Origin of the sequence: Caenimonas koreensis DSM 17982, assembly GCF_009646335.1 — a bacterium.
Lineage (GTDB): Bacteria > Pseudomonadota > Gammaproteobacteria > Burkholderiales > Burkholderiaceae_C > Ramlibacter > Ramlibacter koreensis.
The window spans coordinates 1-11,745 of sequence record NZ_WJBU01000027.1; the positions used below are offsets into that span (position 1 = coordinate 1).

At 65.0% G+C, this 11,745-nt stretch carries 13 protein-coding genes; 9 read left to right on the forward strand and 4 right to left on the reverse strand.

Going from position 1 to position 11,745, the window contains the following annotated elements; genetic code table 11:
* The coding region (locus GHT07_RS19980) for a DUF4158 domain-containing protein (RefSeq protein ID WP_153586874.1) at positions 1–232 on the reverse strand (232 nt) is incomplete at its 3' end.
* Between the two features lie 128 nt (positions 233–360).
* Here GHT07_RS19980 and GHT07_RS19985 point away from each other — a divergent pair.
* The 3 genes from GHT07_RS19985 to GHT07_RS19995 all read left to right on the forward strand — a co-directional run bounded on the left by GHT07_RS19985 (position 361) and on the right by GHT07_RS19995 (position 3,199).
* Positions 361–702 carry an FAD/NAD(P)-binding protein gene (locus tag GHT07_RS19985; protein ID WP_153586875.1) on the forward strand — a complete coding sequence of 114 codons (342 nt, stop codon included), beginning with the start codon at positions 361–363 and terminating at the stop codon, positions 700–702.
* 143 nt (positions 703–845) lie between these two features.
* Positions 846–2,123, forward strand: a complete 1,278-nt coding sequence (locus GHT07_RS19990; protein ID WP_070401280.1) for a Rieske 2Fe-2S domain-containing protein — start codon at positions 846–848, stop codon at positions 2,121–2,123.
* Between the two features lie 77 nt (positions 2,124–2,200).
* Complete coding sequence (locus GHT07_RS19995) at positions 2,201–3,199, forward strand: Bug family tripartite tricarboxylate transporter substrate binding protein (RefSeq protein ID WP_153586876.1); 999 nt, start codon at positions 2,201–2,203, stop codon at positions 3,197–3,199.
* A gap of 5 nt (positions 3,200–3,204) precedes the next feature.
* Here the strand turns inward: GHT07_RS19995 and GHT07_RS20000 are convergent, their stop codons facing one another.
* On the reverse strand, positions 3,205–3,666 hold the full coding sequence (locus tag GHT07_RS20000) for a MarR family winged helix-turn-helix transcriptional regulator (RefSeq protein WP_083293378.1): 462 nt from the start codon (positions 3,664–3,666) through the stop codon (positions 3,205–3,207).
* A gap of 95 nt (positions 3,667–3,761) precedes the next feature.
* On the opposite strand from GHT07_RS20000, the gene GHT07_RS20005 reads away from it, so the two are divergent.
* The 6 genes from GHT07_RS20005 to GHT07_RS20030 all read left to right on the forward strand — a co-directional run bounded on the left by GHT07_RS20005 (position 3,762) and on the right by GHT07_RS20030 (position 10,125).
* Positions 3,762–4,727 (forward strand): PDR/VanB family oxidoreductase, encoded by a 966-nt coding sequence (locus GHT07_RS20005; RefSeq protein WP_070401278.1) that lies wholly within the window; start codon positions 3,762–3,764, stop codon positions 4,725–4,727.
* Between the two features lie 753 nt (positions 4,728–5,480).
* Positions 5,481–6,188 (forward strand): IclR family transcriptional regulator, encoded by a 708-nt coding sequence (locus GHT07_RS20010; protein ID WP_175442902.1) that lies wholly within the window; start codon positions 5,481–5,483, stop codon positions 6,186–6,188.
* A gap of 220 nt (positions 6,189–6,408) precedes the next feature.
* Positions 6,409–7,284, forward strand: a complete 876-nt coding sequence (locus tag GHT07_RS20015) for a Bug family tripartite tricarboxylate transporter substrate binding protein (RefSeq protein WP_175442901.1) — start codon at positions 6,409–6,411, stop codon at positions 7,282–7,284.
* 63 nt (positions 7,285–7,347) lie between these two features.
* Positions 7,348–8,553, forward strand: coding sequence for an aromatic ring-hydroxylating oxygenase subunit alpha (locus GHT07_RS20020; protein ID WP_070401275.1), 1,206 nt, complete (start codon positions 7,348–7,350; stop codon positions 8,551–8,553).
* The gene (locus tag GHT07_RS20025) at positions 8,550–9,017 is read left to right on the forward strand and encodes a nuclear transport factor 2 family protein (protein WP_070401274.1); all 468 of its coding nucleotides are present in this window, start codon (positions 8,550–8,552) and stop codon (positions 9,015–9,017) included. Before GHT07_RS20020 ends, GHT07_RS20025 begins: the two co-directional genes overlap by 4 nt.
* Before the next feature lie 352 nt (positions 9,018–9,369).
* On the forward strand, positions 9,370–10,125 hold the full coding sequence (locus GHT07_RS20030) for a TSUP family transporter (protein WP_070401273.1): 756 nt from the start codon (positions 9,370–9,372) through the stop codon (positions 10,123–10,125).
* Between the two features lie 216 nt (positions 10,126–10,341).
* Here the strand turns inward: GHT07_RS20030 and GHT07_RS20035 are convergent, their stop codons facing one another.
* Complete coding sequence (locus GHT07_RS20035; protein ID WP_083293375.1) at positions 10,342–10,752, reverse strand: nitrate reductase associated protein; 411 nt, start codon at positions 10,750–10,752, stop codon at positions 10,342–10,344.
* An 85-nt stretch (positions 10,753–10,837) separates the two neighbouring features.
* Complete coding sequence (locus GHT07_RS20040; protein ID WP_070401271.1) at positions 10,838–11,734, reverse strand: LysR family transcriptional regulator; 897 nt, start codon at positions 11,732–11,734, stop codon at positions 10,838–10,840.
* Positions 11,735–11,745 lie beyond the last annotated feature (11 nt).

Consider the following 11,745-nt stretch of genomic DNA (forward strand, 5'->3'; position numbering starts at 1 on the left):
CCAGGTGACGCAGCAACACTGGCGGGACTGCACGCACACTGTTCAACGGTCGGCCACTCATGCGCACGAAACCGATGTGCAGTGCCAGGCCCAGCTTGTGGTTGTCGCCTCGCCGCCTTGAGATCAGCTCCAGCTCGGCTTGACTGAAGCTGAAGAAGGCCTGGAGTTCAAAGTCAGTGAGCTCGCGCGGCAGATCGCGCAGGCCAAGGTATGGGGTCTGCCAGCCTTGCATTTCGGTTGCTCCTCGTCTCTCGAAAGGCAGCCAACGATACGCGGCGAAATACCGAACAGCAATCCCTTTGAAATCAACAAGTTACCTGCCCATGCCCGCGCCGTTGCTGGGGAAGCGAACCGTCACTTTTGACACTGAAATCAAATGGACCCCGTTCGGGGGAGCCGGCCGTCAGGCACTTCGACTGGGTGGTGAACTGCACCGGGCTCGACCCCGGCACTGCCTGGCGGTCCAACCCCTTTCTGAATGCCCTCGCAGACCGCGGTTGGCTGCGGCTGGACCCGACCGGCATCGGCGTGCATGTGGGGTCCCACTGCGAAGCGCTGGATGCGGCCGGGAACCCGCAACCCACGCTGAGGGCCGTCGGTCCGCCTACCGCCGGAGTGTTCGGCGACCCGCTTGGGGTGCCGTTCATCTCCGCTCAGGTCCGGCGGATCCTGCCGGACGTGCTGCGCACCTTGGATTGCTGAGTTCGGGCCGCTCACCTCGGCAGCGCGTGCGTGTGACCCGCGAACGCCCCCACCGGCGGCGGGGGCGAGGGGCGCCGCATTGACAGCCCGCGGGCGCCATCGAATAATAGCGAACCGCAAGTAATTTTCGTCCGAGGTCACACATGCTGAATTCCGAGAACAATGAGATCCTCACCCGCGTCGGCCCCGGCACTGCCATGGGTGGCCTGTTCCGGCAGTTCTGGCAGCCCGCGCTTCTGTGCGAGGAGCTGCCGGCGCCCGATTGCGCTCCGGTGCGGGTTCGGCTGATGGGCGAGAACTTCGTTGCCTTCCGGGACTCCAGCGGGAAGGTCGGGCTGCTGGACGCGCATTGCCCGCACCGCCTGGCCGAGCTCTTCTTCGGGCGCAACGAGGAGGGCGGCCTGCGCTGCGTGTACCACGGCTGGAAGTTCAGCGTCACCGGCGAGCTGCTGGACATGCCGAGTGAACCTGCCGGCAGCCCGATGCGGTGCAATCCGAACATTCGCGCCAAGGCATACCCGGTCCACGAAGCCGGCGGCATCGTCTGGGCCTACCTGGGCCCGCAGGAGTCCATCCCGCCTTTGCCGCAGATGGAATTCATGGGCCTGCCGGCACAGAACTTCTACACCTCGAAGTGCCTGATGAAATGCAATTACCAGCAGGCGCTGGAAGGCAGCATCGATACAGCGCACCTCACCTTTCTGCACCGGTCCATGGCACCCATGCAGAAGGACGTGTTCAACGTCGGCCACCTGCAGGAGTACGGCGACGCCGACGGGGCGCCACGCTTTTTCTGCGAGGACACCGAGTACGGCATGCGCATCTCTGCGCGCCGGGACGGAGGCGAGGACACCTACTACTGGCGCATCACGCAGTGGCTGATGCCCGCGGCCGTGCTGGTGCCGACAGCCGAAGGCCTGGTCTGCAGGGCCAACCTGTTCATCCCCATCGACGATGAGAACTGCTGGTGGTACCGCATCCGCTACCACGCCGGACGTCCTCTGAGCGACGATGAACTCGCCGAGTACAAGGGCGGCGGCCTCGACTACGCGAAGCTGGTTCCGGGAACGTACATCCCCGAAGGCAACCGCGCCAACGATTACCTGATGGACCGCACCCTCCAGAAGAGCGGCTCGTTCACCGGCATCCTGAGCGCCCAGCTGCAGGACCTCGCAGTGCAGGAGAGCCAGGGCGCGATCGCCGACCGGACCAAGGAACACCTGGGCTCCTCGGATACCGCGATCGTCAAGTGCCGCCGGCGCCTGATCGAATCCGCGAAGAGGTTCGCCACGGAAGGCACGATCCCGGCGGCCGTCGCGCGCGCCGATCTGTACAAGCGGCGCGCCGTCGCCATACTCTTGCCCAAGGAGATGACCGCAGACCAGGCGGGAACCCATCCTGCGACCTTGCCGAGCGCCTGAGCGCGCCGCTGCAGTGGTCGGGCGCGCGCCGCCGAAGGGCGCGCCCGTGCATCGCCACCAATCCAAAGGAGACTCCGGTGAATGTTCTCGTGAAGTTCCGCCAAGCCCTCGCCCTGGCTGCCGCTGTAGTGGCGACCGCCTGTGCGTTTGCGGCGCAGGCCCAGCCCAGGGATTCCTGGCCGTCCAAGCCGATCCGCTTCGTGGTCCCGTTTGCCGCAGGCGGCTCAATCGACGTAGTGGCCCGTCTGATGGGCCGGCACTTGGAAGGACGGCTCGGTCAAAACGTCGTGGTGGAGAACCGCCCCGGCGCAGGTGGAACCGTCGGTGCGGACTTGGTGGCGCGGGCCGCGGCCGACGGGCACACCTTCCTGTTCACGGCGCAGGGGCCGCTGGTGCTCAATCCCTTCCTGATGAAGCGCCTGCCTTACAACGCCGAAACTGCGTTCGCGCCGGTCACCATCGTGGCCGAGGCACCGAATGTTTTGGTGACCAACCAAGCGTTCCCGGTGTCGAGTTTTTCCGACTTGCTTGCTTTTGCCAAGTCAAACCCGGACAAGATGACGTTTGGCACGCAAGGAGTGGGCACCACCGGGCACGTCACCGGCGAACTGATCAATCAGCTGACTGGGCTTGGTCTCACTCACGTTGCCTATCAGGGGTTTCCTCCCGCCCTGACGGACGTTCTGGCCGGGCGGGTCGGCATGATGATCGGGGACACGATCAATCTCGTGCCGCGCATCCGATCCGGCCAGCTGCGTCCCATCGCGATCGCGTCTGCCCGACGCAGCACCGTGCTGCCGCAGGTGCCGACCTTCGCCGAGGCGGGTCACCCTGAAATCGTCTCGGGCCCATGGTTCGCGGTGCTGGCACCCGCAGGCACCGGCATCGAGATCCGTCGCAAGCTCTCCGATGAGATGCGCCAGATCCTGAATCAGGGTGAGGTCCAGGAGAAGTTGAAGGAACTCGGCGTGGAAAGCCGAGGGATGACTCCGGAGGAGTTCGATGCCTACCTGAAGGCCGAGTACAAGCGCTGGGGCGGCGTGATTCGCAAGGCGGGGATCACGCTGGACAAGTGACCCGGCTACGGATCGCAGGCGCCAAGCCTGCCGGCTCGGCTTTCCAGCAGGGACATGGTGGTGAAGAAGGTACTCAGATCATCGGCGGGAATCCCGGCGAGAAGGTCGGCTTCCACCAGGTTGATCATGTCCTCCACCTGCCGGTGGACTTTCCTGCCGGTGGCCGTCAGGCTCAGTCGCAATCGCCGGCGGTCCTCGGGGTCCACGCCCTTCTTGAGGTAGCCCTGTTCGACCAGCTTGTCGATCGCCCGGCCGACGAAGAAGGCATCGGTGCTGGTGCGCTCGGCGACCTGCATCGCCGAGAGGGGCTCGTAGCGTCCGATGACGGCCATGACACGCCAGCTGGTCACCGTCAGGCCGAACTCGCTCTTCCACCACGGGGCGAGATGGCGTGTGATGCGCGATGCCACCGACAGGCAGCGGTAAGAGATTCTGTTTTCAAGAGGCACACGGGGAGCGTTGCGCATGCGCAGATTCTACGGATCGGGACAGCCGCGTCGGCTGCCGGTCCGCAGCGCGGCGCGAGCATTTCTTCGTCTGCCAGTCGGGAGAAGTCGAGACCATGAATGCGCAAATGCTGCAAGTGCGCGTGGCGCGCAAGATTGCCCTTGCGCTGGACATTGCCTTGTTCGAACTGGTGAGCACCGACGGCAGGGCACTGCCTCCGTTCTCTGCGGGCTCGCACGTGGACGTTCTGTTGCCCTCTGGTGTCACGCGCCAGTACTCGCTGTGCAACGATCCGGCGGAGTCGCACCGCTACCAGATTGCCGTGCTCAAGGACCCGCGGGGTAGGGGAGGGTCGCGCGCGATGCACGAGCTCGTGCGCGAAGGTGATGTGATCACCATCAGCGCACCCCGCAACCATTTCCCACTCACTCCGGGTGCCGAGGAGACCTTGCTGATCGCTGGCGGCATCGGCATCACGCCCTTACTGTGCATGGCCGAGCGGCTGTACGTGCTCAAGCTGCCTTTCACCCTTCATTACTGCACGCGTTCGGTGGAACGCACAGCGTTCCGGGAGCGCATCCAGCAGGCCGGCTATGCAGCGCACGTGCAGTTGCACCTTGACGACGGCCCGCAGCAGCAGAAGCTCGATTTGCCCGCGCTGCTGCGCACGCCACGGCGCGGAGTCCACATCTACACCTGCGGCCCCCAGGGTTTTATGGACGCTGTGCTGTCCAATGCGCGCAGCAGCGGCTGGCCGCAGGACCAGCTTCACTACGAGTTCTTCAGCGCCGCGCCGCAGAAGCTGGCCACCGACGGAAGCTTCGAGGTCAAGCTAGCCAGCTCCGGTCGAACCATCCGCGTTGCGGCCGACGCCACCGTGACCTCGGCGCTTGCGGCCGAAGGTATCCTGGTGCCGACCTCATGCGAGCAAGGCGTGTGTGGGACCTGCCTCACACGCGTGCTCGAAGGCGAGCCCGACCATCGGGACATGTACCTGACGCCGCAGGAGCAGTCCGCGAACGACCAGTTCCTGCCTTGCTGTTCCCGCTCCAAGTCAGCTTGCCTTGTTCTGGACCTTTGAGGCCGACGACGCGGCTGCGCCGCGTGGGCCGGAAGCCCGAGCGCGAGGAGTCGACCGGATGCCCAAGGCCGCTAGCGAGATCCTTGCGCCAAGCGCGCACGCCAGCCCGCCCCTGCTGCAAGCCTGGCTTTTTCAGGACGTCCGCTCGATGCCGCCCCCCGCAAGCGGACCGCACGCGCTCCTGGGAGCGCTTGCTTGGGCCGGTGGGCTATTGCGGATCTTGGCCATCGCGTACAGCGCAAAAAGACCAGCGGCCGCCAACCAAGCAGGGGCAGCCGCATCATCGCAGTCCAGCGCACTGGCTACATCGCTGACCTGCAGGGATGCCGGTTCACCCGCCCGGCCATCGCGGCGGGCTCCTGACGCCTGCGCACGGCGCGCGAACTCCGGGCCAGCAGGCACTTGCAGGAGTTCGAGTCGCATCGCCATCGGAAGCGCTTGCCACTGTTCCCGCGACAGCCGCAGACCGCATTCCTCCAGCTTGTGGGCGTACGGCGAGCGGCAGCCGGCGATTTGCAACTCCGTCGCTGCTGCTGCTCTGGCTCACACAAGCAGGGCAGGGCCGGTTCTGCACCTTACTCCACACCGAGAAGCACCTCGACGAAGATGATCACTTTGACAGGCAGGCGCTCGCCCTTTTCACTGGGTGCGTGTCATTGATCGGTAAGTCTCAGCAAGCATCCTATGGCAGAGCTGCATCCGAAGTCGCACCCCCCCACAAGCCCGATGTCGAGTGACAGCTCGGTGCGTTCCGTGGAACGCGCCATCGATGTGCTCTTCAGTTTCACACAACAGGAGCCGGTTCTCGACATTCCTGCGCTGCAGCAGCGCACCGGGCTGTCCCGACCCACTCTCTACCGACTGTTGCGAACACTGGAAAGCAGGGGGCTGATCTACTCGTTCGGCAACCCGCTACGTTTCCAACTGGGCGCCCGCATCGGCTTGCTCGCGAGCACGTGGACGCCTGCGCCTCCGCTGGTCACGCTGGCTGCCGGCCCACTGGAGCAGCTTTGGCGCAGCACCCAGGAAACCGTCGCGCTCATGATGCCCGTCTCCGCTTCCCATCGCATGTGCGTCTTCGAGCGGAAGAGCCCTCAGGCCCTCTCGTTCAGCCGCGGAGTGGGTTACACCGAGCCGCTGCACAACGGTGCCAGCGGCAAGGTCATACTGGCGCACTTGACGCCGGACCAGCGGCGGCAGTCGCTCAGCAATCTCAGCCGCCGTGCACGCGACCAGATCGCCCGTGACATCCAGACCGCGCTCCAGGACGGTGTGCTCGTGACGCACGCTGAAGTGATGGCGGGGACGGTGGCCGTCGCCTCGCCGGTGCTGACAAAAAGCGGCCAGCCGGTGGCGGCAGTCTGCGTGTTCGGGACGGAGATGCGGCTGCGCGGCGCCGCACTGCGCTCCTGTCGCAGCCAGACCGCCAAGGCGGCGCGCGACATCTCGACGCGACTCTGATCTGTCCACGCTCCGGACATTTTGAGGGTAACCCGCAAGACCCCGGCCCGCGGGAACGACTAGAGTAGGCCGGCAATCAACGATCGCAGCCGCGTCGACAGACGCGCCATCATCCTCCTCTAGGCTTCCCATGCGCCAAATATTCACGCTGATTTGCGTTGCTTCGGCCGCTCTGGCCTCACCCCTTGCGTTCGGGCAATCCTGGACACCGAGCAAGCCCGTGCGCATCGTCGTGCCGGCATCGGGCGGAACGGTTGATCTCGTCGCGCGTGCCGTGATCCCGGCGTTGCAGCAGGCTCTCGGTCAGCCGGTGATCGCCGATGCGAAACCAGGCGCGTCGGGCAACATTGCCGCTACCCTGGTTGCGAAGTCGCCGGGTGACGGTCACACCATCCTCACCGGTTTCAATCCGCTCGTCATCAGTACGTTCCTCTCAAAGAACCTGCAATACGATCTGCAGAAGGATCTGAAGCCGATCACGCTGGGTGTTACCTCCGAGCAGGTCCTGGTGGTCAACTCTGAAGTCCCAGTGTCCACCTTGGCTGAGTTCGTGGCGCTCGCGAAGAAGTCCGATGGGAACATGAACTTCGGATCCATCGGCACCGGCAGTGCGTCGCACCTCACGATGGAGCTGTTCAAGTCCCGTGCGGGCGTCGAGATCAAGCACATCCCCTACAAGGGGGCTGCCCCCGCCATGACCGATCTCCTCGGCAAGGTGACCCACGCAGGGGTATTTGCGGCGGCAAACGTCATTCCCTACGTCAAGGACGGCCGGCTCAAAGCGCTCGCGGTCACCGGCAGCAAGCGGCTGAAGGCGCTTCCCAATGTCCCCTCCATGGCGGAGGCAGGCTTCCCGAATTTCAGTGCCACCATCTGGATCGGTTTCCTTGCTCCGGCCAGCACGCCGGACCCGGTGGTGCGCGACATGCAGCAGCAGTTCGCGCGGGCGCTCATGAGTCCCGGAGTGCAGAAAAACATGGAAGCCAACGAGTTCGACGTTGTTGCGAACTCACCGGAGGAATTTGCAAAGTTCCTGAAGCGGGAAGCTGAAACCTGGGGCAGGGTCGCCAAGCAGGCGGGCCTCGTCGCCGAGTAGCGTTACCGGCCACCGATTTTTTCCAAGGCGCGCGCTCCGCGCCGAACCAAGCAGGTACATCCCATGCAGAACCCTGGCCACTTGCCTCCGGCATTGCCGCCCACCCACTATCTGGACAACCGGATCTTCACCGATCCATCCATCTTCCGGGAGGAACAGGAACGTCTGTTCTCCAAGGTGTGGCAGTTTGTCTGCCATGAGAGCGAGCTGCCGAACAGCGGTGACTTCCGCACCACGCAGGTCGCGGGAAAGCCACTCATCGTGGTCCGCGACGAAAGCGGCAGCATCCGAGCCTTCTTCAACGTCTGCCGGCATCGTGCCGCGGAAGTGGTGCGTTCCGAGTCCGGCAACGCGCGCTCGTTCACTTGCTTCTACCACCACTGGAACTACGGGTTGGACGGAAGCCTGCGAGCGGTCTCCAAGCCGGAAGGATACGAGCGCGCATGTCTAGACAAGGCTGCGCTCGGCCTCGTTCCGGTGAGGACCGAGTCCGTGCTCGGGCTGGTCTTCACCTGTCTGGATCCGCAAGCGCCTGCGTTGAGGGAGTACCTCGGAGAAATCCTCCGCCCATTGCAGGACCCACTCGGGTCGGTGCCGATGCAAGTCATCCACTTCCACAAGGCAGTGGTCAAGACGAACTGGAAGCTCTGGCAGGACAACAACAGCGAACGCTATCACAGCATGCTGCACGCGATCAACCGGGCGACGCAACCCTGGGTGTTGGGCAAGACCAGCCCGATGAAGCTGCGCCTGTTTCCCAATGGCCATAGTGGCTACTGGTCCGAGGGCGAGGCCGCCGTCGCGTACGAGCGCGGCGGCTACACCAATGTGACCGGGGGCACGTTGCCGGGCATGCGCGACAATGAAATGCGGGTGGTCAACTTGTTTCCTGATCTGATGGTGAATATTCGCTCGAACGTGGTGCGGATCGACCGCATGATTCCGATCGACGAGCAGCACACGATGGTCGAATGGCGGGGGCTTGGTGTCGCCGGCGACGATGCCGAGACGCGGGAGCTAAGGCTGCGCCATCACAACATGTTCTGGGGCCCGGCGGGGCGCAACCTGCCGGAGGACCTGATTGCGGTGGAATCGCAGTACCGTGCCATGCGTGCCGACGCAGTCCGCTACAGCATTCTCGCGCGAGAGGAAGACCTCAATCCGACGGACGACGCGAACCTGCGAGCCTATTATCAAGAGTGGAACCGGCTGATGGGGCGAAGCGCGTCAGCACCGTTCGAGGCGCACGCACAAGAGGTGACGCTGTGAGCTACGAGAATCTTCTGGACGCGTTCGAGGTGCAGCAGTTCATCCAGCGCACGGCCGCGCTGTTGAACGCCGAGAAGCTTTCCGAATGGCTGGAGCAGTTCCATTCGGATGGCTTGTACGAGATCACCGCGTACAGCACTGAGCTTGGCAAGGAGCTGGCATGGTGGAAGCAGGAATTGCCGCTGCTGCAAAAAACCATCTCGGAGGTGCCGAGACACGTGCGTGATCCGGCCAAGCGTCTGCACGTGCTGGGACCGCCGCTGGTGAGCGTGACGGGTGACGCGGCGCGAGGGCAAACGGCCTTCTCGGTATTTCGCACCCTGCCAACAGGGGAGACCAGCCTCTTCGTGGTGGGCCGCTACCTTGACGAGCTGGTGCGGGTCGGGAGCGGCTGGCGCTTCAGCGTCCATCGGGTGCAACTGGAGACACGCGTCCTCGATGCATTTACGCATCTGCCGCTGTAGATGTCGCAGCCAAGCGGTTGCTCACAACGCGAATGCTCCTGATGGGCGGCTTGCAATGTCGCGGAGTGTTGGCCAAACGGCGAGTTCGTACGTGACGAATGCCCAGGTATCGTCGCAGAGCGAAGCTTGAGCCAGGCTGCCGACTGAACATTGAGCGAGGGCTAGATGCCTTCCGCGAGCGTTCGGCACGCGATAAGCCTCGAGATCGAATGCTTTCCAATGGTGAACACCTTTGAACGCTGGACATGCAACGAATGCACACCCCGCTGGTTCGGCAAGCCATTCAGGTGCTGAGGACACTCCAGATCATTTCCGGTCGCCCAGGGTTGCACTTTCCTGGCGAGAGGGGCGCATGAGCGGCGCCCAGGTCGCACTGTTCATCGCTTTCGTGGTGGTCGCGACCCTGGCGCAGGGGCTGACAGGCTTCGCGTTCGTGCTGGTACTGCTTGGGCTCGCCGGCCTGTTCCAGCTTGCGCCCGTGACCGACCTGGCGAACGTGGCAACCACGCTGGCCGTGCTGGGCGCGGCGGCAATGCTGCGCACCTCGCTGAGACACGTCGACCGTACTGCCTATCGCGAGGCGGTGGCTGGATCCGCGCCGGGGGTTCTCGCCGGTGTGCTGTTGCTACAGTGGCTGAGCGCAAACGTCATGACCGTGTTGGGCGTGCTGCTCGGCGTGACCATCTTCGCATGCGCGATCACCATGTTGCGGCCGGGAAACGTGCTGCCAGTACGGTCCAGCGGCATCTGGTTCGGCGGCTTCGGCCTGCTCTCGGGAGTGCTGGGCGGCCTGTTTTCGGCCGGCGGCCCCCCGCTTGTGTACCACTTCTACCGACAGCCCATGGCAATGGAAGCACTGCGGGCCACCTTGGTCGCCGCGCTGACCACGATGAGCGTGATGCGGATTGTCGTCGTCCTGGCAACGGGACAGTTCAGCCTGCTTGCGCTGAAGATGATCCTGCTCGCCGCCCCTGCGGTGCTGGGGACGTCCTGGCTGCTGCGACGCTATCCCCCCCGCTGGCGACGCGAGACGGTGCTCAGGATCGTGTGCGTGTTGCTTCTCGCCACCGGCGTCAGCATCGCCGCCTCAGCCCTGCTGGGACGTTGAGTCCGCACGCATGAGGAACCTGTGCAGGCGCGACTGCGCGGCATCGATGAGGCGGCACACTACCGCCGCGTGTCACGCGGGTCGATGATTGTCCTCCACGCTGAAGGCTTCTGCAGTGAGGAACGAGGAGGTGAGCTCGCTCAGTTCCGCCTCCAGCTCGCGTTCGCGTTGCTTGGGATCGGCCGCCGCACTGATTCGCGCTTGTACGCGTCCCCTTCACCGCGCAGCGAGCCCCACTCCGCCGGCGGCCACCCAAGTTTTAGCCCGATTCCGCCTGCTGAGAACATAGTGCGCAAAAGGCGTCGCAGCGGCGAGCCAAGCACCGGCCGCGGCGGCATCGCAGTCCAGCGCCTGGGCGACCTCGTAAGCCTCCAGGCGCGCCGGTTGCCGCAGGCGCGTGTCGCGACTGGCGCCGGCCTGGAGCGCGCACAGCGCGAAGTCCGCGCCGGCAGGCAAGTGCAGCAGTTCCGCACGCGTCTCCAGCGGCAGCGCTTGCCACTCGAGCAGCGACAGCCGCAGCCGGCAGCCGTCCAGTTTGTGGCGCACAGCGAGCGGCAGCCACAGCAGGCAGCGAGCTTCGTCGGGTTCGAAGGAGAGGCAGGCGGTGGGCCCCACGTCGGGTCGCATACGGCCAGCATAGCGCCCGCCTGGAGTTCGAGAACGCAATATTCAGGTCGCATTGACCTGAATAATCGATCGTCCTCGGGCCGTGTCAGTCCGTCGTGCAGTGGCGCAGGAACCCTTCGGCTGCGGCGCCCAGCTTCTTCGCCCGGTGCAGCACGATGGAGAGCGTGCGCTGCATCGGCGGCAGGGTTGTGGCAAGCTCCACCAGCCACCCCTCGGCGATCGCCTCCTTCACCGCCAGCCGCGACAGGCACCCCAGGCCCAGTCCTGCGGCCACGACGCGCTTGACCGCCTCGTTGCTCCCCAGCTCGAGCTCCACCTCCATCTGTGTCAGATGCGGGATCAGCCAGCGGTCCGAGGCTTCCCGAGTGCCAGAGCCGGGTTCGCGCAGGACCCAGGTGGCATGGTTCAGCTGGCGTGCGCCGGCGCGGCGTTCCGCCAACGGGTGGCCGGCGGCGGCGACCACGACGATCTCATCGCTGCGCCACTTGCTGACCGAGAGCTCCGGGTGGCTGTGGGTCCCCTCGATGAAACCGATGTCGGAGCGGAACGAGGCGACCCGCTCGAACACGTCATGCGTGTTGGCGATATCCAGCAGCACGTGGCTGCGCGGGTTCGCCTGCTTCCACCTGGCGATCAGCACCGGGAGCAGGTACTCGCCGATCGTGTAGCTGGCGGCCAGCCGCAGCGACGCCGCATGGGCCGCGGTGAACAGGGCTTCCGTCTCCACCGCCTGCTCCAGGATTCCGGCCGCGCGCGGCAGCAGGGCCCGCCCATTCTCGTTGATGACCAGCTTCTTGCCCACCCGGTCGAAGAGCTGCGCACCAAGCACGGCCTCCAGCTCGCCGAGCGCGTTACTCGCGGCCGACTGCGAGCGCGAGATCTCGTCGGCCGCGGCCCGCGTCGTGCCGCCGCGCGCCACCGCCGCGAACACCTCCAGCTGGCGCAGCGTGAGCTTCAGTCTCTGATCGATTTTCTGATTCACTGCGACCGGAA